This window comes from Acidobacteriota bacterium, from assembly GCA_026707545.1.
Lineage (GTDB): Bacteria > Acidobacteriota > Thermoanaerobaculia > Multivoradales > Multivoraceae > Multivorans.
In genome coordinates, this window is record JAPOWR010000001.1 from 2,304,931 (window position 1) to 2,330,190 (window position 25,260).

The window sequence follows — 25,260 nt, forward strand, 5'->3', positions numbered from 1 at the left end:
AACTGCCGCAGTCGTGACCCCTCTGGCCGCGGAGGAAGGGTCGCCGGTGTTCGTCGACCGCGCCGCAGAACTTGGAGTCGACTTCACCCACGACAACGGCATGACCGGCGAGCTCTACTTCGCCGAGAACATGGGTGGCGGGGCGGCCCTCTTCGACGCCGACGGCGACGGCGACCTGGACCTCTATCTCGGTCAGGGTCACCGGCTGGCGCCCCGCAACGACGCCGCAGCGTCTTCCGTATCCGGGACCGCCGGCCCCCGGGACCGCCTGTTCCGCAACAACCTGGAGAAAGGCGCACTTCGCTTCACCGACATCACCGAAGAGAGCGGCCTCGATGCCCGGGGCTACGGCATGGGAGTCGCCGTCGGCGATATCGACAACGACGGCGACTCCGATCTCTACATCCTGAACCTCGGACCCAACGAACTCTGGCGCAACGACTCCGAACCCGGCGCGATTCGCTTCACCAACATCACCGCCGGCAGCAACACCGCGGACCCCCGCTGGAGCGCCGGCGCCAGCTTCTTCGACCTCGACGGCGATGGGCTGCTCGACCTCTTCGTGGGCAACTACGTCGAATTCCGGGTCGCCATCCACAAGACCTGCAGCTCGCCGCAGGGCCTGCTCGACTACTGCGGCCCGAAGGCCTACCGCGACGAACCGAACCGCGTCCTGCGGAACCGGGGCAACGGCGTTTTCGAGGACTGGACGTTTCGCCTGGGAGTCGGCGATCTGCGGCGCCCCACCCTCGGTATGGTGGCGACCGACCTGAACGGCGACGGCACGATCGACATCTACGTCGCCAACGACCAGAGCCCGAACACCCTGCTGCTCAACCAGGGAGGCACCGCGCTCGTCGACGAGGCGGTGCTGGCAGGGGCCGCGGTCGACGCCGAGGGGCAGCCGGAAGCAAGCATGGGGGTGCTCGCCGAGGACTTCAACGGCGACGGCCTGGTCGACCTCTTCATGACCCATCTCCAGCACCAGACGAACACGCTCTACGTCAACGAGGGCGACGGGTTCTGGGAAGACCGCACCCGCCGTAGCGGCCTCGGGCAGCCGAGTTTCGTCTACACCGGTTTCGGCACCGCCGCGATGGACTATGACCTTGACGGAGAACTCGACATCTACGTCGCCAACGGCGCAGTCAAGCGAATTGAGGAGCAGGTCCGAACAGGCGATCCGCACCCTCTCCGGGAGCCCAACCAGCTCTTTCGCGGCCTCGGAGGCGGCCGATTCGAAGAGGTGCCAGACTTCGAACGACCGGCCGTCACCGAGGTCGGCCGGGGCGTCGCCAGGGGCGACCTGGACAACGACGGCGATCCGGACCTGGTCGTCGTGAACAACGGCGGACCTGTCCAGGTCCTGATCAACGAACGGGCACCAGACGACCGCGACTGGCTGGGCGTCGATCTCCGACTGGCGCCTGCCGGCGAAGCTCGGCTTGGCCGCCGCGCCCTGGGCGCCTGGCTGGGGACGGTGGAGGCGGATGAAGCCCGGAGCTGGCGCCGTTTTCACACCGACGGTTCCTATGCGTCGGCCAACGATCCGAGGGTGATCGTCGTCTTCCCGACCGGCCCGCCGACGACGCTGGTCGCGCGCTGGCCCGACGGCGCCACCGAGACCTTTCCGGTCGAAGTCGCCCGCGAGTACGTGACCCTGGTACGAGGCGAGGGCTCAACCGAGACGCGCAAGAGGACGCCGTGACCAGCCGCGAGCCCGCCATCGCGGTAGCGGTGGCCGCGGTCCTGGCGGCCGGCCTCGCTCTCGCACCTTCGGCGAGCCGTGCGCAACCACCTCTCGAGCCGGTTGAGAGGCCGCGGGTCGACAGCTACGAAAGACCGGTGCAGGAGCAACTGCGCACCGCTCGCGAAGTCCTCGACCGGCTGCTCGAGGATCCCGACGCGGATCGCCTCCAGCTCACTGCCGCCTTCGGACACATCGGGCAGCTCTACCTGGTCTACGACTTCTGGCGGATTGCCCGAACCGCGCTCGCCAACGCCGAGAAACTCGACCCGACTGATGCCCGGTGGCCCTACTACCAGGCCATCGCGAGCACTTACGACGGCAACGATGAAGGCGCCGTGGCGGCGCTCGACCGCGTCCTCGGGCTCGTTCCCAACGACCTGGCCGCCAGGACCCGCCGCGCTTACGCCCTGCTGGACCTCGGCAGCTTCGAGCATGCGGCGGCGGAGTGCCGCCGCATCCTCGAACTCGACCCCGGTCACTCAGCCGCCTACCTCGGCCTCGGCCGGATCGAGTTCGAGGCCGGAAGGTTCGAAAAGGCGATCGAGCACTTCGCCAGGGCTCTCGAGGGCCAGCCCGAGGGCTCGGCCATCCATCACCGAATCGGCCTCGCCCTGCGCCGTCTGGGACGCCGGGAAGAGGCGGCGGACCACCTGGCACGGAACCAGCAAATTCCGGTCAGCTACGCCGACCCCCTCTACTCGGCCATGCAGGCGCTCAACGTGAGCCGCAAGGCCATCTTTGCCCGCGGCGCCGAGGCGATGCGCACCGGCAATCCGGAAGTCGCCCTCGTGGCGTTCGAAGCGGCGCTCCGGGCCCTGCCTGACGATCCCGAGACCCTGTTCAATGTCGCCATGGCGCTAGTCGACCTCGGCGACAAGCCCGCCGCCGAGGCGCGGCTACGGGAGGCGATCGCGCTGGACCCCGACTACCGGGAACCCCGCTTCAACCTGGCGCTGATCCTGGCCGAACGGAACGACTTCGCGGGGGCCGAACAGCACTTCCGCCGGGCCACAGAGATCGACCCGGACGACCTGGACGCCAGAACGCGGTGGGCGGACACCTTGACCCGGCTCGGCAGGGCGGACGAGGCGATCGAGGTACTTGATGCAGTCCTGGCCGCCGACGGTGCCCTGCCCTCGGCCCGGCTCGCGCTCGGGGCGGCCCACCAGGCCAGGGGCCGCCTGGAAGCGGCCCGGACCGCCCTGAACCAGGTCCTTGAAGCCGCGCCGGGCGCTCGCCAGGAGCGAGCCGAGGCTCACTACCGTCTCGCCACACTCCTGGAGGGGGAAGCAGGCGCGACTGGAGACCCCGCCGCTACCGAGGCAACTGCAAACGCCATGTCTCACCTGCGCGCGGCCCTGGAACTCGACGCCGGCTTCGCCGAGGCCCATGTCCTGCTCGGACGCCTCCTCGGACAGCAGGAACGCTACGCGGAAGCGGCGGGGCACTTCGCCCGCGCCCTCGTGCGGAACCCGTCGAACCCCGACTGGCACCGGGACCGCGCGATGGCCCTCCTCCTCGCCCGGCGCTACGCGGCCGCGCGGGGGGCCCTGACCAGCGCCAGGCGCGCGCTCGCGAACTCCGCCGACGATCCGCTGGTGGCGGCCGAGCATCTCGACACTCTGCTGGCGCGCCTCCTCGCGGCCAGTCCGGATCCACAGATCCGGAACGGCCGCGAAGCGCTCGCCATCGCGCAGCGCCTGATGACCAACCGACCGAGCATCGAGCACGCCGAGACGGTCGCCATGGCCCTGGCCGAGATCGGTGAGTTCGAGCGAGCCGCCGAACTCCAGCGGCAACTCATCGCCGAAGTCGAACGTCAGGGCGCGAGGCCCACGAATGGCCAACAACAACGTCTCGAGTCCTATCTGGCCGGCGAACCGGTCCGGGAGCCGTGGTTCTCTCCCTGATCGCCCTGGCGGCGCTCGGCGTGCCGGCCCAGGAACCGACAGCCGGCACGGGGATCCGATTCGTCGAGGTCGCGGACGCCTGGGGAGTCCAGTTCCGTCACCGCAACGGCGCCAGAGGCGACTTCTACATGATCGAGACGCTGGGAAGCGGCGTCGTCGCCTTCGACTACGACGGCGACGGCGACGACGACCTCCTGTTCGTGGACAGCGGGCAGCCTGAGCCCTACGGGGGCGAACCCGGCACGACGACCCTGCTGCGAAACGACCTCGGCCGCTTCACCGACGTCACCGAAGCCTCCGGCCTGCATCTCGACGGTTACGGTATGGGGGCGGTCGCGGGGGACGTGGACGGCGACGGCGACCCCGACCTGTACCTGACTGCCTTCGGCCCGAATCGGCTATGGCTCAACGACGGCGACGGCACGTTCAGCGAGGCAGCCTCCGAAGAAGCCGCCCCAGACCCGTCCTGGAGCGCATCGGCCGCTCTTGGCGATGTGGACGTCGATGGCGACCTGGACCTCTACGTGACGAACTACGTCGACTTCGGCTACGACAACAACAAGGTGTGCGGCGAAAGGGAAGCCGGCCGGCGCTCCTACTGCCACCCGGACGTCTACGGCGACCTGCAGGATCGCTTCTACCGAAATGAACTTGTGGAACGCGGCAGCGCGGCCTTCGTCGACAGCACGGCCGCCACCGGGATCGAGGGCGTCCTGGGCGCCGGTCTCGGTGTCGTCATGACCGACCTCGACGGCGACCGGCGGCCGGACATCTATGTCGCCAACGACATGGACGCCAATCTCCACTTGCTGAACCGGTCCGAGAACGGCGTTCTCCGCTTCGTCGATGACGCGCTGCTCGCCGGCACGGCCCTCTCCCACCGCGGCCAGCCGGAGGCCGGCATGGGCATCGCCGTCGGCGATGTCGATTCGAACGGCTTCGACGACCTCGTGGTGACCCACCTCGACCGCGAAACGAACGCCCTCTACGCGAACCGCGGCGACGGCGTGTTCCTCGATCAGCGCTTCACGGCCGGAATCGCCGAACCTTCGCAGCCGTTTGTCGGCTTCGGCGTCGACCTCGCGGACTTCGATCTCGACGGTGACCTCGACCTGGGGATTGCCAACGGTCACGTCCTGCACGACATCTCGGACCACGCCCAACGCCCGAGCGACGCCCACGCCCAGCCGAATCAGATCCTGGAAAACCACGGTGCCCGCTTCCGTGAAGTGAAGCCGAGCGGGCTTTCCGCACTCGGTGTCAGCCGGGGCCTGGTCAGCGCCGACCTGGACCAGGACGGCGACCTGGATCTCGTGATCGCGAACTGCAACGGTCCCGCGGAGGTCTACGCCAACGAGAGTGTCCGTCAAGGCGCGAGCCTCCGCGTCGGTCTGCTCGATCGTGGCAGCCCGAACCGGCGGGCCATCGGCGCCGTGCTGAGACTCCGCGCCGGCTCGGGATCGCAACAGCGGGAGATCCGGGCAGGTTCGTCCTACCTGTCTCAGAACTCCCTGATCCAGACGTTCGGCGTGCCCTTCTCCGACGTTGGGTCGGCCGCGAAGGAGGAGGAAACCGCCGGCGTCCGTCTCGATGTCCTCTGGCTCGACGGCGCGAACCTGCGCCTCCCCGGCCTGCCGGCCGACTCCCGGATTCGCGTGGTCCGCTAGACGGTTCTCGCCGGCGGCGGGAGCCCGGCAGCGGTAGCATCGCGGCCGACGATGAATGCCTCAGCCAAGCGACTCGGAGTAGTTGCCCTGCTCGCGTTGCTCGGCGGCTCCACTGCCCCGGCGCAGGAGCCGCCGCCCGCGCTGCGGGAGGCACTGGCCCTGGTCGAACGGGGAGACGCCGGGGAAGCGGTCGCGGTCCTGGAGGAACTGGTCGCCGAGCCCAACGCTCCGGACATCGCCACGGCAGCGCTGGGGGCGCTTCTTCTCGAGACCGGGAACGCCGGGCGCGCGCTCGACGTCCTGGCTCCGCTCGCCGAGCGCGACCCACCCGATCCCGCGGTTCTCTTCAACGCAGGGCGCGCCGCCGAGGCACTGGGGCGACTCGAGGACGCGGCTTCCCTCTACCAACGATCGATCGATCTCGAGCCGCGGTCGCCAGCCCTTCGAGCCCTGGGGATGATGATCGGACGCCTGGGTCGCGCGGGCGACGCCTACGAGTATCTGCGCCAGTGGACCGCCACGAACCCGAACGACCAGGACGCGAGGCTGGCGGCCGCGTGGGGTGCCGTCGCACTCGGGCGCCCGCCGGACGCGGAAGCGCTGATCGAGGGCCTCGATCCGCAGGAACCGCAGGTGCAACTCCTGCGCGGCCGCATCCTCCTTCTGCGCGACGACCCCTGGGGCGCCCTGGCCGAGCTGCAACCATTGGCAGAAGAGCCTCCGGCGCCCCTCGAACGAGGCATTCGAAGCGCTCTGGCCACTGCCTATCTTCTCGTCGGCGAAGCGGACGGCGCCATCGAGCAACTTGAGAGCCTGTCCCCTGAAGATCCCGAGTTGGCCGGCCGGCTGGCTCGCGCCTACTACCAGGCAGGTCGGACCAGAGACGCGATCGCCACGCTGGCTCCTTTCGTGGAGCCCTTGACGACGGTCGAACCGCCCGCGGACGCTTCCACCGACCTGGCCAGGGAGCTGGCATACGACTACGGGCGCTTCCTTCACGCGATCGAAGAGACTGAACGGGCTCTGCCGTTCCTGCGTCTCGCAGCCGACCTGGAGCCGGAGCTGGCTGAGACGTTTCGGGCTCTAGGGCAGGTGCTGTCGGCGCTGGGGCGGCGCGACGAAGCCCGGGAGGCCGTCCAGCGCTACCAGGAACTCGCCGCCGCGTCCGACCCGCTCGACATGCCGCAAGGCGATCTGGAAGATCCGACCGGGCGAGAGGTCCGAATCGCACTCCAGCGCGCCGGTTCCGGCGATGTGGATGGCGCGCTCGAGGCCCTTTCCCGTGAGCAGAGACGGGCTCCCGCCGACCCCCGACCGGCCATCGCAGCTTCCTCCGTTCTGCTTCATGCGGGCCGCGGCCCGGAAGCGCTCGCGGCCGTGGAACAGGCCCTCGTCACGGCCCCACGAAACCCGGATGGGCTGTATCAACGCGGCGTGGTGCTGATGGCCATGCAGCAACTCGACGAGGCCGAGTCGATGCTCCGCCAGGCGCTGGCCGCAGCTCCCGGGCACATCGCTGCGCTCTCGGATTACGCCGTGCTGCTGATGAGCCAGGGCCGCGAGAACGAAGCCGCCCAGCACCTGCGGAGGGTGCTGGAACTCCGGCCCGACGATCCCCTCGCGCGGCGCCATCTCGACCAGATCCAGGGATCATCGGCGAGCGACGGAGACTCGGACTCGAATGTCGAGGCGCTCCGGAACGCGGCAGAAGTCGATCCGGACAACGCGGAAGCGTGGGTCAGGCTCGGCAACGCGCTGCTCGTTGAGCGGAGCTTCCGCGCCGCGGAGGAACCGCTCCGCCGTGCCGTAAACCTCGAACCGTCGAATGCGGAGGCGAGGTTTGCCCTGGCCTCCGCCTTGTGGGAGAACAATCGGCCGGAGGAGGCGGAACTCCACGCACGCGAAGCAGCGACCCTGTTGCCCGCTTCTCCGGCCACGCATCGCCTGCTCGGTGGCGTCCTGCTCTGGCGTGGCGAGTACCTGAGGGCCGCGGAGTCGCTGGAGCGTTCCGTGTCGTTGTCGGAGCCCGATGCCGAGAGGCTCCTGGAACTCGCGCGGGCCTGGGAAGGCGCCGCCGGGGCCGAGCCCGGGAAGTCGGAGGAGCTGCTGACACGGGCCGAAAGCGCCTACCGACGGGCGACGGCAATGGCGCCCGAACACAGCGAGGCGGTTTACGGTCTGGCCCAGGTGCTGCGACAACTGGGGAGGCCTGAAGAGGCCGCGGAGCAGATGGCGAAGTACCGGACGCTCTACGAACGCGACCAGCAGGACACTCGGGAGCGCGGTCGCGCCTCGGAGACCGGTGGGCCGCCGCTCTAGAGTCCACGCAGGAGCGCCCGTACCGCTTCCAGATCCGCCGCGTACCGTTCGCGACGGCCCGGCGCCGACGCCTCATTCAGGAACCGCTCGAGAGCCGGTCGCGCGATCTCGCGCCGTCCCGTACGGGCCGCGGTTGTGGCCAGGTTGTAGAGCACGTCCAGGTCCCCGGGCCCGACATCCACCGATCGCTGCCAGGCCTCGAGGGCCTGGTCGACCCTGGCCTGGTTGAACAGGGACATGCCCAGGTAGTTCCAGGCCAACGCCAGTTCCGGGTTGAGCGCCAGTGCCTCCCGAGCCTCGATCTCGGCAACCGGCCAGTCGCGATCGTGAAGTGCCGCGAGCGCCAGATTCTGCCGCGCCACCGGATTCCGCTCGTCCGTCTCGATCGACTGGCGGAGAACCCCCCGGGCTCGATCCGTCATCCCGGCTTCGGCGAGCACCAGCCCGAACACGTTGAGGGCTTCCGGGTCGTTCGATTCGGCGTAACGCTCCATCAGCCGCACCGCGTCGGCCGCTCTGCCGACTTCGGTCAACGTGAGCGCCAGTTGACGATGCAGGGAAGCCGAAGCGAGCCGGCGCCGGTCGGCGTCGATCATGACCCTCAACGCCTCCGCAACCTCCCCCTGTTCGAGCAGGGCCTGGGCCAGGATCGTGTAGCCGAGCCCCATCTGCGGTCGCTGCTCGACCGTTCGGCGGGCCAGCCGCTCCGCCTCCTCGAGGTCCCCCGCCTGGAAGGTCTCCGAGTACGCCTGGATCGCCCGGTCGAGCTCGACCAGCCGCTTCGGATCGTCCTCCGGACCGTAGGTCTCGGGGAGGGCGGCGCCGCCGGACGAACTGAGATAGCCGAGGCTCTCCAGCACCCGCCGCTCCTCTTCGCTCACGGCGCCAACAGCGGGCGGCCACTCGGACTCCGCCGGCAGCAGGTCCGCGAGCGTGGCTGCCACACGGGACTCGGAGCGGTGCAGGTTCCGCGCTTCGGCCGGATCCGCTTCCAGGTCGTAGAGTTCCGCATCGGGTAGCGAGACGTACTTCAGAAGGCGCCCGCCGTCCGCGCCGGTCGTCTCCGGCTGGCGTGCGATGACGCCCCGAAGCGGTGCCCAGCCGCGGTGCAGGTTCGCCTGCAACGCCTCGAAGTAGGTGGAGCCGTCGCCGGCGGTGTCCGGCCCGCCGTCTGGAGCCGCGGGCCCCCGCCACAGGCTCCGGCCCGCCATGTCCGGCAGTGCCGAAGCGTCGATGCCCGCGGCCTCCAGCATCGTCGGCAGGACGTCGATGTGGCGCACCGGCTGATCCAGCCGGGCCGGCGCCAGTTCCGCGGCCCAGAACACCAGGGGCACCTTGAGGGTCGCGTCGTAGGCGAAGAGGCCGTGCGTGCTCTCGCCGTGCTCTCCCAGCGACTCGCCGTGGTCCGAAGTCACGACGACCAGGACGCCCGCCGCCGCGCCGGCCGGCGTCACGCGTGCCAGCAGGCGACCGACGTGGTCGTCCGCGGCCGCAACCTCACCGAGGTAGGGATCGCCGGCAAACCGGGAAGCGAAGGGCTCCGGCGGCTCGTAGGGCGCGTGCGGTTCGTAGAAGTGGGCCCAGAGGAATCGCCGCTCCCCCTCGTTCCGCGTCCACCAGGCCGAAGCCGCGGCCACCACCTCGGCCCCTCCGCGCTCCGCGATCGCAAAGCCCGGCGCCGAGCCCTCCGGATAGGAGTCGTCGTAGAGCTCGAAGCCGCGGTCGAGCCCGTAGCGGGCGTCCAGCGGAAAGGCGGCAACCACCGCGGCCGTCCGGAACCCGGCGCCCAGGAACGCCTCGGCGGCGGTCGGGACCCTCTCCGGCAGCACGAAGCCGGCGTTGTCGCGCACGCCGTGCTGGTAGGGCAACTGGCTCGTCAGCAGGTTGACGTGAGACGGCAGCGTCATCACGTTGTGGGCGTACGTGCGCTCGAACACCCACCCCTCCGCCGCCAGCCGGTCGAGGTGGGGAGTCTGCGCGGCCGCGTTACCCGCGAAGCCCGTCGCGTCCGCGCGCAGCGTGTCGATCGTGATCAGGACCACGTCCCGGGCGAACCCGGGATCGGGCGCCGGCGGCCAGGCGGCTGCTGGCCGGCTCGCCGCAGGCTCGTGCTCATCGCCGGAAGGGCCGCACGCCGTGACCGCTAGCGCCGCCAGCAGAACGGCGTACCATGCCTTCAGAGCGATTCCAGGTACTCCGCGAACTGCTTCGCCTCGTCGGCCCGCGGATCGTCCGGCGCGAGTTCGATCAGCTTGCGGAAGTCCTCCAGGGCGGCCTCGTTCTGCATTGCCGCCATCCTGGCGAGGCCGCGGTAGTAGTAGGCGTCGGCCCACTCGGGCTCGCCCTCGATCGCCGCGGTCAACTTCTCGACCGCCCCCTCGAAGTCGTTCTGGTTGTAGAGATCCACGCCCTCACGCAAGAGGATCTCCGGGTCGGCCTGCAGGTCCTCCGGCAGCCGCGCGAGGTACTGCTGCGCCTCCTCCGAGCGGCCGAGGGCGGTCAGGCGTCGGCTGATCAGCCGTAGCGCGTCGACGTTGTCGGGCGCCAGGGAAAGCGCCTGTTCCAGGTTCGCGATCGCCTCGTCGTCCCGCTCCAGGCGCGCCTGGTTCTGCGCGATGATCACGAGAACCGAGACCTTCGCCGCGTCCGGCAACGACGGCAGAGCCTCGCTGAAGACCTGGATGGCACCCTCGAAGTCCTCGATACGGATCAGGTCATTGCCCTGCTCCAGGAGTCCCCGCGCCGCCTGGGCCGCTGCGTCGTCGGTGAGGGCGGCAGCCCCGTCCGCTCCGGCCCGGGCCGGCTGCAGCGCCGTCTCCAGCACTGGACGGTCCGCGCCGGTGGCGTACTCGTTGAGCGTCACCGTGTGCTCCGTCGGAACGAAGCCGGGTTTGGAAACCAGCACGATCCACTCGCCGCTCCGGAGGCCGGCCCGCACCCAACGTCCGCGGCGGTTCGTCACGACTTCTTCCTCCGGACCGGCGCCGTTCAGGGTCAGCTTGATGCTCGCGCCTTCGACCGCGTTGCCCTCCGAGTCCTCGACGGTGCCGCTGAGACGACCGCGGCCCGCCCAGCCCTGAGCCGAGAGGAGGGTGGCCAGCAGGAGTCCGGCGATAGTCGCCGCGGCGATTCGGATGCGATAGCTCATGAGTTCCCCCCAACGTCCCCGAAACCGCTGATCCTGTGACCATGCTACTACCATGTCGCCCGGTTCGCCGGAAAGATATCGCCCCAAAACGAAACCGCCGCCCCCGGGAGTAGCCCGGAGGCGGCGGTCATTCGAAGCAGAAGGCTACGGCCGGGGACGGACGGTGCTTGCCCGCGCGCCCCCGACGTTGCCCTGGTTGCCTAACGCCAGTTCAGGCGAACGCCCAGGCGGTAGATCCGCGGAGCGATGTTGTCCGCGAGGTTGCCCGAGTTCGAGATGCCAACCCGGTCGTTGTACGACAGCCCGGTACCCTGGTTCGTCAGGTTGAAGATGTCGATACCGAAGGTCAGGTTGATCGGCCCTGACAGCGAGAATTCCTTCTCGAGCCGGAGGTCGATGACCTGGACATCATCCAGCCGGATGTCGTTGAAGTCCTTAACCAGGTTGATGTCCGCGCCGCCGTCACGCAGGGCGACGTTGCGGTAGTACCCGATCGGCGAGCCCTCGCGCCCCGTCAGGTTGGCGGAGACGTTGAAGCCCCAACCGCGGTCCGGAGCGACCTGGTACATGCCGTTCAGGTTGTACGACCAGGTCGACTGGAGGTACCGCTGGCCCTTGCCGGAGCCGCTGGAACCCGTCATGTAGAGCTGGCCGTCCACGTCGCCACCACCGCGGCCGTTGTTCCGGCTGGTGCGGTCGAAGTAGGAGTTCGGCACGTTCCACTCGGCCTTGCCGTACTGGAAGAACCCGCGGGCCATCCAGCGGTCCGCGAGCCGCTTCGTCAGCGTCAGGCTGTAGCCGAGGTAGTCGCGCGAGCGGACCCCGTTCTCCAGGTGGCTGCCGAAGTGAGTCTCGACATCGTCAACCCAGTCGTAGACGTTCTCGCTGTAACTGCCGGCGCCCCGTGGCAGGCTGCCGGTGATCGTGCCGATCTGCATGAAGTCCGTGCCCTGCACCAGGCGGCGGTTGCCCGCCCCGTCGGTGACGTAGCTCGGATCCCAGGTCAGGTCGTCAACGCTCCGGGCGGTGAGCTGAAGGCCGACCACCAGCTCCGGCAGGAAGGAGTGCTCCACGCCCGCGAGAATCTCGGTGGTCGTGGTCGCATCCATGCCGGAGTCGACCGTGCTCCAGACCCTGAGCGGATCCGTGGTGTCGACGTTCGTCCAGATGTGCGCGTCCGTCACCGAGTCGCGGAGGGCGAGCGAGTAGCCGAGCGGCGACAGCCGGTTGATGCTGTTCGTCGGCAACTGGTCGGCGAACTGCGAGTAGCTCGCGCGAACGAGCGTGTCGCGGTCCTCGCCAAGGGCGTAGGTGAAGCCGAGCCGCGGAGCGATCGACTCCCAGGTGAAGCCGGCGCCGCCTCCCGGGTACGAAAGGCCCGGAATCAGCTCCGGACGAGTCGGATGCGCCGGAAGCTCGTACGCCTTGTTCTCGCCGCCCTGCTCGTCGTAGCGGAGACCCGCGTTGATCGTCATCTGCCCAAGCGAGATCGTGTCCTGAACCCACAGCCCGGTGTACTCGGCCAGCAACTGGCCAACGTCGTCCCGCGCGTAGTAGGTCCACTCCCGATCGAGCCGATGCCAGGTCTGGTTCGGGCCCCAGCGGAAGATCGAGTTGTTCTCGTAGGTGCGGTACCGGCCACCGAACCGGAGTTCGTGCGTGGCGTTGGCGCCGCTGGTGAAGAAGTACGTGCCGTCGACCTTGAACAGGTCGTTCGGGGACGCGGCGAAGCCGGAGAGGTAGTTGTTCGCCCAGATACCGTCGTCCCGTTGCGGATCCGGAGCGTCCGGATGGAGACCGTTCTCGTCGGCCCGGTTGCTCCTGGCGAAGAGGCCGAAGCCGAAGTCGCCGTGCATGTACGTGCCGGTGAAGAACAGGTTCGCCGACGCGACGTGCTGGTCCTCGAGGCGATACTGCGCCGAGGGGCCGCGCTGGTTCCAGGTCGTTGCCGGCGGCCGCGTGGTGCCGGCGCCGCGCCCGAACTTCAGCTTGTCGCCGTTGTTGTACGAACCGACGATCGAGTTCCCGTCGCTGATCTGGCCGTTCACCTTGATCACGGTGTTCTCGAGCAGCGTGTCGTCGGCCGTACCGGAAGCGGCGTTCTGGCCGATGTCGTTCTGACCCCAGCTACCCCACAACCAGAGGCGGTCCTGGATCGCGGCGCCGCCGGCCTCGAAGCCGAAGTCCTCGATCTTGCGGACGCGAGCGCCAGCCAACTGGGTCTGGCCGTTGCTCTTGTAAAGCTCGCCGTCGATGTTCGGCTGCGACGCCTTGAGAGCGCCGCCGAAGTAGCCGGTGGCCGCCGTGTTGTAGAACCGCGCCGAACCGCGGAACTCGTTCGTGCCCCGCTTGGTCACCAGGTTCACCTGGACGCCCGAGCCATTCTTCGTGACGTCGGTGCCGCCGGTCGTGAACGACATCTCGGCGAACTGGTCGAAGTCGTAGTAGGTCGGCGACGCGCCGGTGGCGCGCATGTCCGTGATCTCGGCCCCGTCCATCTGGAAGTCGTTCTGCGACGAGGACACGCCAGCCGCGCGGAAGTTCGCCTGCTGGCCGGACTCGTTGCCGCCGACGTTGACCCGGTCGACGATCACGCCCGGAGTCTGCGACAGGACCGCCCACGGATCGCGCGCGGTCGGGATCTTCTCGAGCTCGACCTGGCTAACGTTCGTGCCAGCCGAAATCTGCCGCTCGTCGAGCAGCGGGCTCTCGGAGGTGACGGTGATCGTCTCCTCGAGCGCCGCGGTGAGAGTCAGCGGCACGTCGGTGTTCTGGCCGAGACGGATGACGACATCCGGATACTCGATACCGCCGAAGCCGTCGAGTTCCGCGATGACCGTGTAGCCGCCGGGATCGAGCCCGAGGAACCGGAACCCGCCCGTGGCATCCGTGAACTGCGTCCGGTCCGCGCCGATGCCGCTGACCGTGACGCTCACGCCCGGCAGCGGAGCACCGGACTCGTCGGTGACCGTGCCGTACAGATTGCCCGTCGCGGACTGGCCGAAGGCCGCCCCTCCGACGAGCAGACAAAGGATGACGCCGAACGTCGAAACGGTGCGTCTGCTCATACGTTCAATACTCCCTCCAAGGTGAGTTATACGGAGGGCTTCAGGCGTCCTGTACGGACACCAGACCGCCTCCCGCAGTTCGGAACGAGCCGAATCGGCTCGACCAATCGTGACAACTTTCCGCAAGGCACGTGCCAGAACGGCCGAAGCCGAGGCACGAGGAGGGACGAGCGAAAACTCGCGCCTCCCAAGCGTTTCCGGGCCAGTCGACTGAACGGCCGCGCCATATTGGCGCGACTCGGGCCACAAACCCATCCAAAGGAACGGTCACTATTCAACCCCTTGAACGATCTGTCAAGTCCCTCGTGGCTCAAAGCCTACGTCCGTTTCCGGTGATCAACGGCCACTCGACAGCCCTCTGTCGGCAGCGCTTCTGCAAAGCTCCCGTGTTGAAGCGCTGGATCCGACCTCGATCGGCGGCAATCGCCCAGCCGCCGATAAGGCGCCCTGACGGTTGCCTGACCCGGACCAACCTGCTGAATGCGGGAATCGTACAGTAACGGGAGGGCGTTGTCCACAAGACATGAATCCACCTGCTGCAAGCCGAGCTCCGGCTCGATCCCCCCTCGGTACCGCCGTGGTCTGGGCGCTCGCCAGCTCCGCGGCCGCGTGCACCGCCTACGTGCCCTTCGACGGTTCGCAGACGCTGGTCCCCGAGTTCGAACGGCGTCTCGGTCCGGGGTGGCAGGAACGGGTCGTCGTGCCGTTCGCCATGAGCGACGAGTTGCGCACCGCGATCGACGACCGGATCAGCCCCGCCGGGAGCGAGACGCGGCGACGGGACGAGGTCCTCGACTTCATCTTCGGCTGGCTCGGCCTCGAGTACGAGCTCACTCCCACCCGGACGGCCGCCGAGACCTTCGGCGCCGCCAGGGGCAACTGCCTCTCCTTCGTCAACCTGTTCGTGGCGGCGGGGCGCGAGCGTCGCCTCAACCCGTTCTTCGTCGAGGTCGAGGACTACCAGCGCTGGAACTACCAGAACGGCGTCGTCGTCAGCCGGGGTCACATCGTCGCCGGCATGTACGTCGACGGCAACATGGCCACCTACGACTTCCTCCCGTACCGGCCGAAGTCCTACCGCAGCTTCCGGCCGATCAGCGACCTGGCGGCCGCCAGCCACTACTACAACAACCTGGGGGCCGAGGCGCTGATGGCGGACGACGTGGAGTCCGCCGAGCGCTGGCTCGACATCGCGATTCGTCTGGCGCCCGACTTCGACAAGGCGATCAACAACTACGGGCTCGTCCTGATGCGGACGGACCGCGTCGGCGACGCCATCGCGACCTACCAAGAGGGCATCGAGCTTCATCCCCAGAACGTGCCCCTGCTGACCAACCTGGTCCGCGCCTACCAGATCGAGGGCAGCCACGGCCGCGCCGGCGAACTGCTGGACACCCTGGAGTCGATGAACCGTGCGAGCCCCTTCTTCTACGTCTACCGCGGCGACGCGGCCCTCGCCGCAGGCGACACGGCGACCGCGCTCGACTACATGCGGCGGGCGCTCGCAGCCGACTCCGAGCTGCCCGAAGTCCACGTCGGGCTGGTCCGCGTGTACCTGGCGACCGGTCAGATGCGCGAGGCGAAGCACCACGTCGAGCGGGCCCTGAGGCTGGACGCGACCCACGAGGAGGCACGGAGGTACGCCGCGATGATCGAGCGCGGACCTCGGTAGACGGAGGACCGCGGGAACGGAGATAGGTGCTAGCCTTGATTCTGTTCATGTCCGACGCCGCCAAGCCTGAAACTGCAGCGCGGGCGTCCTTCTCCGGCCGGCTCGCCTTCGTGGCGACTTTGGGAGTTCTTGCCTTCGCGGCGCCGCCCATGGCCGCCCAGGAACCTGCTCCCGGCGACCTCCGCCAGTTCGAAGACCGTGAGTTCGTCTTCGAGGTCCAGGTGCCTGTCAACGTCATCGCGCGCGACGGCACCGCCGTCCGGGGGCTGACCGCGGAGGACTTCCAGATCCTGGACGAGGGCGAACCGCAGGAGACCACCGGTTTTCGCGTGATCGACCTGGAACAGATCGCCCCCGACGACCGGCGGGTCATCGAGACGGACTACGGCGTACCACCCGCAGCGAGGCGACACTTCCTCTTCCTGTTCGACCTTTCCTACTCGGCGCCGACCTCGATCGCCAAGGCGCAGATCGCGGCAAAGAGCTTCGTCGTGGACAACCTGCACCCGACCGACCTGGCCGCCGTCGGCATTCACTCCGTCGAATCCGGGCCGCAACTCCTGGTCACCTTCACGCCCGACCGGGCCCAGCTCGCGCGAGCCATCACGACCCTCGGCAATCCCAGACTCCTCAGACTGGCGACCGAGGATCCGCTGGGCTTCCTGATCGACGCGCCGGGACGGGCGACAGACCTGACTTCGGCCCTCGACGTCGGCGGCGTGAACGCGGGAATCACCGAGATGGAGCGCAGCATGAGCAGCTACCTCCAGGTCATCGGAAGGGAAATGGCCAAGTCGGAGAGGAACTACGCGCGAGGGCAGATTTCACGCTGGGCCGACACCCTGCACCAGATGGCGCGCATCCTGTCCACGGTCGAGGGCCGCAAGCACCTGGTGCTGTTCTCCGAGGGCTTCGACGGCAGGTTACTGTTCGGTCGCGGACCGGACTCCTCCGACGAGGAGTTCCGGCGCGAGACCGACCTGATCGAGCGCGGGCAGATCGCCCAGGTCGATACCGACCAGCGATTCGGCAACACCCAGCTCCTGACCCAGATCCACCAGATGCTGAGCGAGTTCAATCGCGCCAACACGGTGATCCACACGGTCGACATCTCCGGCCTGCGGGCCGACTCGCTCGAGGAGAACCGGATCCGCTCGGTCGGACGCGACGCCCTGTTCTACCTCGCCGACCACACCGGCGGCCAGGCGCACGAAGACGCGAACGACTTCGGCGCCGAGTTGCGGGAAGTGCTCGAATCCTCCGCCGTCACCTACCTGCTCTCGTTCCAACCTTCCGACCCGGGGGACGCGGGCGATCACCACCGGCTGCAGGTAAGGGCCCGGGCGCCCAGGGGCGCTCAGCTCTCCCACCGCATGGGCTACTACACGCCCAGACCCTACGGCGACCTCCACCCAATGGAGAAGCGTCTGCTCGCCTCCGACCTGATCGCCGCCGCGGCCGAGCGGGACGACCTGACGATGGACGTCCTGGCCGCGCCGTTCCGGGCCGGCCCGAACCAGGCCTATGTGCCGGTCATCGTCGAGATCGATGGCCACAGCCTGCTCGAAGACCACGGTCGGCCCCGGCTCCCGGTCGAGATCTACGCCTACGTCACCGACGACAAGTCAGAAATGCGGGACTTCTTCAGCCGCGTCGTGACCCTCGATCTGACCGGTCGGGAGGACACCTTCGCGAACACCGGCCTCAAGTACTACGGCAGCCTCGACCTGCCGCCGGGCGACTACCTGCTCCGGGTCCTCGCCCGCAATGCACTGACCGGGGCCACCGGCGTCGAGACCATAGCCCTCCACGTCCCGACCTTCGAGAGCGGCGAACCGACCCTGCTTCCCCCGTTCTTCCACGAAGAGCCCGGCGCCTGGTTCCTGGTCCGCGAACAACCCGCGGACCAGTACTCGAAGACCACCGTGTACCCGTTCACGGTCAACGGCGAGCCCTACGTGCCGTCGGCGGTCCCCCTTCTCCTCGAGGGCGGCGGCGGCCAGGCGGAGATCTGTCTCGTCGGCTACAACCTCGGCGAAGGCGACCTCTTCCTTCAGGGCACCGTGCTCGACGGGGACGGAGAACGCATGGAGGGCGGCGCGCTCAGCCTGCGCGAACGAACCGTCACCGGCATACCGGGCCTCGACAAGCTGGTCGCGGCCTTCGATCCGGTCGACCTGCCGGCGGGCGACTACACTCTGAGGGTCACGGTGACCGATCCGGCGACCCAGGCTCGACCGTTCAACTCGATCCCGCTTAGAGTCCTCAACTGAGCGGCCGGCCCGTGGCCCCTTCGCCGCTCCGCAGCGCGTCATCTCTTCAGGATCTAAGGAGTCCGAGCATGAACGACCACCGTCGTATCGTCTCTCCGCTCACACGCATCCGACTCGTCAGGACCGCCGCCGCCGCGACCTGCGCCGCCGCCCTGCTCCTGGCCGCGGCCGACGCCGACGCCCAACGCAACCGCCGGCGCCAGGCGCAAGCTCAGTTCAGCGACACGACCACCGTAACGGTGGTCGAGGTGCCGGTCCAGGTAGTCAGCAGCGGCGCCCCCGTGCGCGGCCTCACCCTGAACGACTTCGAGCTCCTGGACGGCCGCAAGAGGGTCGAGATCACCGGTTTCGACCTGGTCGACCTGTCGGTTGTCGAGGGCAAGCCCACCCAGCAACAGGTTCCGGTCGCCGCAAGGCGGCACTTCCTGCTGTTCTTCGACCTGTTCTACTCGGCCCCCGACTCGGTCGGCCGCGCGCAGCAGGCGGCAGCCGATCTCGTCCTGACATCGCTGCACCCGACCGATCTGGTCGCCGTCGCGGTGTTCGACACGCGGCCGCGGCTGGTGCTCGGATTCACCTCCGACCGCAGCCAACTCCGGCAGGCGATCCGGTCACTGGGGCAGGTTCAGGTCAGCGAAACGGTCGTGCGCGACCCGCTCGGTCTCGTCATTTCGGACATCGGCGCCGCTCTGGCGGCGGGCGACGAGGTGGCCGGTGCGACGCAGACCGCCGCCGGCATCAGCGCCGGCGATGTGCTCGCCGAGACACGCCGCGAACTCCAGAACCTCCAGGAGCAGGCCGAGCGCGGCAACGAAGCCAGCAGGATCGCCGCCATGACGGAGGGCATGAGCGCCCTTTCGAACTGGATGGCCTCGGTCGAGGGCCGCAAGCACGTCGTGTTCCTTTCCGAAGGCATGCCGACGAGGGTGCTGTACGGCAACCAGGGCCAGACGGACGAAGACCGCGCGGCTCTGCTAGCCGACAACGAAGCGGTGCTGCAGGGCCGAACCCAGGAGGTGGATCAGCAGAGGACGTTCGGCGATTCCTCCGCCCAGAGTTCGATGGAACGCATGCTCAGACAGTTCCGAGAGGCGAACTGCACGATTCAGGCAGTCGACGTCAGCGGTCAGATCGCCGGCGAGGCACGGAGCAAGCGCGCTTCCCTGCTTCAGATGGCGAACGACACGGGCGGCGAGATGTTCTCGAACTTCACGAACCTGGGAGACGCGATGGCCGAGATGCTGGAGCGCACCAGCGTCACCTATCTGCTCGCCTTCCAACCCGACGACCTCAAGCAGGACGGCAAGTTCCGCCGTCTGCGGGTGCGGCTCAAGGATGCTCCCCGCGGTACGCGGGTCGTCCACCGTCCCGGCTACTACCCGCCCAGGGCCTACGAGCAGACGAGCCAGTTCGAGCGCGCGCTGGGCTCGGCCCAGGCCGTGATGGGGGGCGTCGAGACCGGCGACATCGACGCCGCTGTTCTGGCCACAGGGTTTCCCGCCGACAGCGGCAAGCCGTACGCCCCGGTCCTGATCACGGCCCGCGGCCAGGATCTCCTGGCCGGCCTGGAAGACGACGTGCTGCCGATCGAGATCTACGCCTATGCGCTGGACGAGAACGGCGTCGTGCGCGACTTCTTCTCGACCCGCATGGGCCTCGATCTGGCGCAGGCCGGGGCCGCCATCCGCCAGAGCGGGATCAAGTACTGGGGGCACTTCGACATCGACCCTGGCGTCTACTCGGTGCGGGTCCTGCTGCGCAACGACGTCACCGGGCGACGGGCGCTGGCGACCGCCGTCCTCGAGGTGCCCGGCGATGGCACCGTCCTGCAACCGCCCCTCTTCCCGGAACCGCCGACGAAGTGGCTCCTGCTGCGGGAGGACGCGTCCGAGCAACGGCAGGACGTCGCCTTCCCCTTCCTGCTGGACGGCGCGCCATTCATCCCGGCCGCCCGACCCGAAGTCAGCCGCGGCGGCGAAGCCCAGATCAGCCTCGTCGCGATGAACCTGGCGGCGGGCGCCGTCTCGGTCCGCGCGCAGGTCTTCGGGGCGAACGGAGAGAGCATCGCCGGCGGCGGTGAGGTCGTGCTGGAAGCGAACCAGGCGAACGGCGGCGCCCTCTCCCGGCTAAACGGGAAGTTCCTCGCCGCGAAGAAGCTCGACCCGGGCGACTACACGCTGGTCGTCACCGTGACCGACTCGGCGAACGGACAGCACTCGTCCTCGACGTCGATCCGGGTGCTGTAGGCCGCCGGGATTTCGCGCTGAGGCGGGTGTCAGTGAGCTGGCCTTCCGGTCGGCTCCGCCTGGCGGCTGCTACGGACCGCAGAACGCCATCAGGTCGCTCGCCGCGGCCGCGGTCTTGCGGAAGGGGTTGCTGTTCGTCCACGGCGCCCCGCCATCCGGCGGACGGACCTCGATGTTGAACGCCAGGTCCGTCACCGGCGCGACGAACACCCACCGGCCGCATCTTCCGGGGGGCGGTTGCAGGACCTTGATCAGCACCTCGGCGTTGTTGCGGTCGAAGAAGTAGAGCACCGCCGACTGCTCGGAGTCCAGACCGTAGTCCCTTGCTCCAACGATCTCCGGTTCGCCGTCCTTGAGGAACTCGACGCACATCGCGACCTCGTAGCCGCCCTTGAGCGTGACGACCGGTTGCGGTTCGCAGTCCGAAAGCTCGTTCGTCCCGAGCGCCTGGCGCACGGAGGCCGGCCGGAAGCCGGCCTCGACCAGGTCAACGCCCGCCGCCGCCGAGCCCGCGGAACCCGCCATCGTGACGGCGCCGGGCTCGCAGGGAAAGTGCTTCAACGCACTCGCAGTTGAGGCATTGCCGTCGCCGCGCGGATTCCTGTGCTCCCAGAACCTGTCGGTCCCCACTTCGTCGATCCGCAGATTGAAGGCCAGCGTCGTGACCGGAGCGACGTACACCCAGATGTAGTCGCTGATCCTGCAGGTGTCCAGCACCTTGACCAGCACTTCCGCGTTGTCCCGGTCAAAGAAGTACAGGATGCCCGACTCCCGGGACTCGAGGTTGTAGTTCTTGGCGTCCTCCTTGACGAGTTCTCCCTCGCCGTTCCGGTACTCCACGCACATGCTCACCGTGTAGCCGTGGTCGAACGTGATCAGCGGCTCGCTCGGCACGCAGTCCGTGAACTCCGCCGAAGGCAGCACGATGGTCACCACGTTGCTCGGGGAACGGCCGGCGTCATTGAACGACCGCACCCGGAACTCGTAGCGCCCGCCCGGAGTCAACCCCGTCACGTCGGCGGTCGCGGTGTTGGCCGGCACGGTCGAAACGGTCCGCCAGCCGCTGCCGGCTTGGCGGAGCTGGACCTCGAAGCCCGTCTCGTCATCGGACCGGTCGACCCAACTCAGGCGGACGCTGGTGGGTCCCGTCGTCATTCCGGTCAGGTTGCCCGGCGCGGTCGGTCCGGTTCCCGGCGGAGGCGGAGGTTCCGGATCGGGATCCGGATCCGGATCGGGTCCGGATCCTCCAGGCAGCGAGTCGCTCAAGCGCACCGCCAAGCCGATCGTGCTCCGAACAGCCCGCTCGTTCTCCCGCTCGCCGGCGACCCCGAACGTCACCTGCCGGCCGCTGATTCTCGGCTGAACCCGCACGGTCGAAAACCACGGCTCCACTTCTCTGCTGCCGTAGCTCATGATCGTGGCCTTGTCAGGCGGGTTCGGAGCCGACCCACTGAACCACGTGTGCCCGAACGCGTAGGGCGCGATCATCGCGTTGTTTCGCCGGTCCGGATTCGAGAAGTAAGCACCGGCGTTCGCAGGATCGTGGTGCGCGCCCAAGTTGTGGCCGACCTCGTGAGCGAAGGTCCCGTCACCGCAGTCCTGCATCACCGTCAGGCCGTAGCCTTCCGGCGAGAAGGACGCCGCCGTGTGGCGCTTCTCGAGCAAGTAAGCGTTTCCGCAGACATCGTTGACCTCAGAGGTCACGAAGATGTGAACCAGGTCCGCGCGGTGCTCGGCCCGCAGCGCCTGCACTTCCTGATTGTTGCGGAGCCTGCGAAGCACCGCATTGCCCACGCGTGAGATGGCCAGCGAAGCCGGAGCCTGTTCGTGATGCACCAACTGGGCGACCACGTCCAACTGCCCGTTTCGGAACACCGTGTTCAGGTAGTCGATCGATGCCTGCACGGGGGCGTCCACCGAGCCGTCGCGGGCCTCGTAGCGCTGGCGGGCCGCCTCGCTGTAGACGATCAGAATGTCGAGGTGGTTGTGGCTCGACGCCTGAACGACGCGCTCCGGATCATCGCTGCGCTGCGCCTCGATCGCGGCCACCGGCAACGGCCGGTCCGGGGACATTCCTCCAGGGCAGTACTCCTCCTTCGGCCTGCGCGCCATTGTGGTCCGATCCTCGATCCGGCCACGACCGTCCGGCCGGGCCGAAATGCGGTACTTCGCGCCGCCCGGCACGCCGAAGTGGCCGGCCAGGTGGTCGTTGACGATCGTGAAGACGACGCTCTCGTAGTCCGAGCCGGCAACCTTGCCCGCCCACATCGCATCGCCGCCGCCACGGTCCTCGAAGACGCTCAGTTCGGCCACCAGCAGGCGGCCGTCGGGTACCTCCACTTCCAGGCGCCCCGGAGCGGACCGGATGAGGTCGAGGTCGAGTTGGACCGCATACGGCACGACGCCCTCGTCCACCACCACCGGGTCGACGACCATGGGCCCGAGGTCCAGCAGGCGCTGAGCCTGGCCGCTCGCGTCCGTAGACAGCAGGAAGAGCCAGAGCGGCAGGAACCGCCATCGTCGAGACACGGCCCGGCCCGGGGAAGCCCGGGGCGGGACCAATGGAGAACCGACCATGCAGACGGGCGTAGCGACCAGCGGCATGGACCTCGTTACGGCTCGCAGGCGAACGCCACGATGTCGCTCTTCGCCGCGGCAGTCCGGTTGAGGCGGTTCTCGTGCGTCCAGGGCTTGCCGCCGCCGGGCGGCTCGATCGAGAGGTTGAACGCCAGGGTCGTCACCGGCGCCACGAACACCCAGCGGTGGCCGTTGATCCTGCAGCCGTCCAGCACCTTGATCAGCACTTCCGCGTTGTCGCGGTCGAAGAAGTAGAGGATGGCCGACTGCTCCGAGTCCAGCTCGTAGTCCCGGACCACCTCCACCACCGTCTCGCCGTTCCTGATGTGCTCGACGCACATGTTGACCGTGTAGCCGCCGCGGAGGGTCCGCACCGGCTGCGGCTCGCACTCCGCCTCTCCCCCGGCGGTTATCGGCAGGGACACCGTGACCGGAGACCGCGGCGCAGGGTCGACCACCGCCGACGCCGGGGATGGAGCGGGCGAGAGCGGGAAGCCCGCGTCGACGAGGTCCACTCCGGCAGTGCCATCGCTGGCATCGCCGTCATCCGCAACCGTCGCGGCCGAAGCAGCCGGACCGCAGGGGAAGGCCTCGATGTTGCTTTCCGTCGTCGCTGTGACGCCGCCGCGCGGGTTCCGGTGTTCCCACCGCTCCCCCGTCGCCGTCTCGTCCACGTAGAGATTGAACGCCAGCGTCGTCACCGGCGCCACGAACACCCAGCGGTGGTTATTGATCCTGCAGGCGTCGAGCACCTTGATCAGCACCTCCGAGTTGTCCCGGTCGAAGAAGTAGAGAAGACCCGACTCGGCCGAATCGAGGCCGTAGTCGACCGCGTCGGCCTGCACCGTCTCGCCGTCCTTCTCGTACTCGATGCACATGCTCACGCTGTACCCGTGGTCGAAGACGATCTGCGGAGCCGTCGGCACGCAATCGGTGAACTCCGCCGAAGGCAGCACGATGGTCACCACGTTGCTCGGGGAACGGCCGGCGTCGTTGAACGACCGCACCCGGAACTCGTAGCGCCCGCCGGAGGCCAGTCCGGCGACATCGGCGCTCGTGCTGTTCGCCGGCAGGGTCGAAACCGTCCGCCAGCCGCTGCCGGCCTGCCGGAGCTGGACCTCGAAGCCGGTCTCGTCGTCCGACCGGTCCACCCAGCTCAGGCGGACGCTGGTGGGTCCGGTCGAGGTGCCGGTCAGGTTGCCCGGCGCCGTCGGTCCGGTTCCCGGCGGTGGGGGCGGCTCCGGATCGGGATCCGGATCCGGATCGGGTCCGGACCCTCCAGGCAGCGAGTCGCTCAAGCGCACCGCCAGACCGATCGTGCCCCGAACAGCCCGCTCGTTCTCCCGCTCGCCGGCGACACCAAGCGTCACCTGCCGGCCGCCGATTCTCGGCTGAACCCGAACGGTGGAGAACCACGGCTCCACTTCCCCGCTGCCGTAGCTCATGATCGTGTCCTTGTCCGGCGGGTTCGGAGACGATCCACTGAACCAGGTGTGCCCGAAGGCGTAGGGTGCGACCAAGTTGTTGTTCCGGCAATCCGCATCTTCGAAACACCCGCTGGCATTCGGTGGATCGTGATGCCCGCCCAGGTTGTGGCCGACCTCGTGGGCGAAGGTCTCGTCTCCGCAACCCTGCATCACCGTCAGGCCGTAGCCGTCCGGCGAGAAGGATGCCGCCGTATCGCCCTTCGCAAGAAGGTGGGCAATACCGCAGACGTCGGTAACCTCAGCGGTCACGAAGATGTGAACCAGGTCCGCCTGATGCTCGGCGCGCAGCGCCTGCACTTCCTGATTGTTGCGGAGCCTGCCCAGTACCTGACCACCCGAACTCGAGATCGTCAGCGAGGCCGGAGCCTGTTCGTGATGCACCAACTGGGCGACCACATCCAGATCGCCATTGCGGAACACCGTGTTCAGGTAGTCGATCGATGCCTGCACGGGAGCGTCCACCGAGCCGTCGCGGGCCTCGTAGCGCTGGCGGGCCGCCTCGCTGTAGACGATCAGCATGTCGAGATGGTTGTGGTTCGATGCCTGGACCATCCGCTCCGGATCGCCCGTCCGCTGCGCCTCGATCGCGGCTTCCGGTAACGGCCGGCCCGGAGTCACGCCCCCGGGGCAGAACTCCTCCTTCGGCTTGCGCGTCATCGTCGACATGTTCTCGATCCGCCCGCGTCCGTCGGGCCGGGCCGAGATGCGGTACTTCGCGCCGCCCGGAACGCCGAACTGGCCCACCAGGTGGTCGTTCACGACCGTGAACACAACGCTCTCGTAATCCGAGCCGACGACCCGGCCGGCCCACATCGCGTCGCCGCCGCCACGATCCTCGAAGACGCTCAACTCGGCAACCATCAACCCGCCGTCCGGCGCCGGTACTTCCAGGCGCTGCGGAGCGGAACGAACGAGGTCGATGTCGAGGTCGACCGCGTAGGGCACGACACCCGGTTCCGCCACCGCCGGGTCGACGATGACGGGGCCCAGGTCCAGTAAACGCTGCGCCTCGACGTTCGCGCCGGGTAGCAGCAGGAAGAGACAAAGCGGCAGCAAACCCCACCGCCTGGAAACGGCCGGGACCGGGAAGCACCCGAACCGGCCCGAACGAGAAATAGTCATGAAACCACTATAGCGGCCGGT

The 25,260-nt window shown here is 68.4% G+C and carries 12 protein-coding genes; 7 read left to right on the forward strand and 5 right to left on the reverse strand.

The features are described from left to right. Positions 1-13: 13 nt before the first annotated feature. The 4 genes from OXG83_09115 to OXG83_09130 are packed head-to-tail and all read left to right on the forward strand — an operon-like array spanning position 14 to position 7,646. On the forward strand, positions 14-1,708 hold the full coding sequence (locus OXG83_09115) for a CRTAC1 family protein (protein ID MCY3965187.1): 1,695 nt from the start codon (positions 14-16) through the stop codon (positions 1,706-1,708). Next, positions 1,705-3,660: a tetratricopeptide repeat protein gene (locus tag OXG83_09120; GenBank protein MCY3965188.1), complete on the forward strand. Its 1,956-nt coding sequence runs from the start codon at positions 1,705-1,707 to the stop codon at positions 3,658-3,660. The genes OXG83_09115 and OXG83_09120 overlap by 4 nt, the downstream gene beginning before the upstream one ends. Then, positions 3,645-5,327: a CRTAC1 family protein gene (locus OXG83_09125; protein MCY3965189.1), complete on the forward strand. Its 1,683-nt coding sequence runs from the start codon at positions 3,645-3,647 to the stop codon at positions 5,325-5,327. Before OXG83_09120 ends, OXG83_09125 begins: the two co-directional genes overlap by 16 nt. A 51-nt stretch (positions 5,328-5,378) precedes the next feature. Next, positions 5,379-7,646 (forward strand): tetratricopeptide repeat protein, encoded by a 2,268-nt coding sequence (locus OXG83_09130; GenBank protein ID MCY3965190.1) that lies wholly within the window; start codon positions 5,379-5,381, stop codon positions 7,644-7,646. On the opposite strand, the gene OXG83_09135 is transcribed toward OXG83_09130, so the two are convergent. The 3 genes from OXG83_09135 to OXG83_09145 form a co-directional block, all read right to left on the reverse strand. After that, entirely contained in the window at positions 7,643-9,688 is a 2,046-nt protein-coding gene (locus tag OXG83_09135; protein MCY3965191.1) for a sulfatase-like hydrolase/transferase, read from the reverse strand. The two genes, OXG83_09130 and OXG83_09135, sit on opposite strands and share 4 nt — an antisense overlap. A gap of 134 nt (positions 9,689-9,822) precedes the next feature. Beyond that, positions 9,823-10,794 carry a carboxypeptidase regulatory-like domain-containing protein gene (locus OXG83_09140; GenBank protein ID MCY3965192.1) on the reverse strand — a complete coding sequence of 324 codons (972 nt, stop codon included), beginning with the start codon at positions 10,792-10,794 and terminating at the stop codon, positions 9,823-9,825. A 200-nt stretch (positions 10,795-10,994) separates the two neighbouring features. After that, complete coding sequence (locus OXG83_09145; GenBank protein MCY3965193.1) at positions 10,995-13,862, reverse strand: TonB-dependent receptor; 2,868 nt, start codon at positions 13,860-13,862, stop codon at positions 10,995-10,997. Positions 13,863-14,439: 577 nt separating this feature from the next. Here OXG83_09145 and OXG83_09150 point away from each other — a divergent pair. The 3 genes from OXG83_09150 to OXG83_09160 all read left to right on the forward strand — a co-directional run bounded on the left by OXG83_09150 (position 14,440) and on the right by OXG83_09160 (position 20,053). Further along, entirely contained in the window at positions 14,440-15,534 is a 1,095-nt protein-coding gene (locus tag OXG83_09150) for a tetratricopeptide repeat protein (protein ID MCY3965194.1), read from the forward strand. Positions 15,535-15,569: 35 nt separating this feature from the next. Beyond that, positions 15,570-17,807 carry a VWA domain-containing protein gene (locus tag OXG83_09155; protein ID MCY3965195.1) on the forward strand — a complete coding sequence of 746 codons (2,238 nt, stop codon included), beginning with the start codon at positions 15,570-15,572 and terminating at the stop codon, positions 17,805-17,807. 68 nt (positions 17,808-17,875) lie between these two features. Then, a complete protein-coding gene (locus OXG83_09160; protein MCY3965196.1) occupies positions 17,876-20,053 on the forward strand; it encodes a VWA domain-containing protein in 2,178 nt (725 codons plus the stop codon). Positions 20,054-20,122: 69 nt separating this feature from the next. On the opposite strand, the gene OXG83_09165 is transcribed toward OXG83_09160, so the two are convergent. Beyond that, on the reverse strand, positions 20,123-22,582 hold the full coding sequence (locus OXG83_09165) for a fibronectin type III domain-containing protein (GenBank protein MCY3965197.1): 2,460 nt from the start codon (positions 22,580-22,582) through the stop codon (positions 20,123-20,125). A gap of 83 nt (positions 22,583-22,665) precedes the next feature. Then, on the reverse strand, positions 22,666-25,239 hold the full coding sequence (locus tag OXG83_09170; protein ID MCY3965198.1) for a M12 family metallo-peptidase: 2,574 nt from the start codon (positions 25,237-25,239) through the stop codon (positions 22,666-22,668). Positions 25,240-25,260 lie beyond the last annotated feature (21 nt).

Excerpts from the sequence above, each read along its gene's own strand:
- OXG83_09130 (MCY3965190.1), top strand. The coding sequence starts at position 5,379 with ATGAATGCCTCAGCCAAGCGACTCGGAGTAGTTGCCCTGCTCGCGTTG.
- OXG83_09140 (MCY3965192.1), bottom strand. The coding sequence starts at position 10,794 with ATGAGCTATCGCATCCGAATCGCCGCGGCGACTATCGCCGGACTCCTG.
- OXG83_09145 (MCY3965193.1), bottom strand. The coding sequence starts at position 13,862 with ATGAGCAGACGCACCGTTTCGACGTTCGGCGTCATCCTTTGTCTGCTC.
- OXG83_09160 (MCY3965196.1), top strand. The coding sequence starts at position 17,876 with ATGAACGACCACCGTCGTATCGTCTCTCCGCTCACACGCATCCGACTC.
- OXG83_09170 (MCY3965198.1), bottom strand. The coding sequence starts at position 25,239 with ATGACTATTTCTCGTTCGGGCCGGTTCGGGTGCTTCCCGGTCCCGGCC.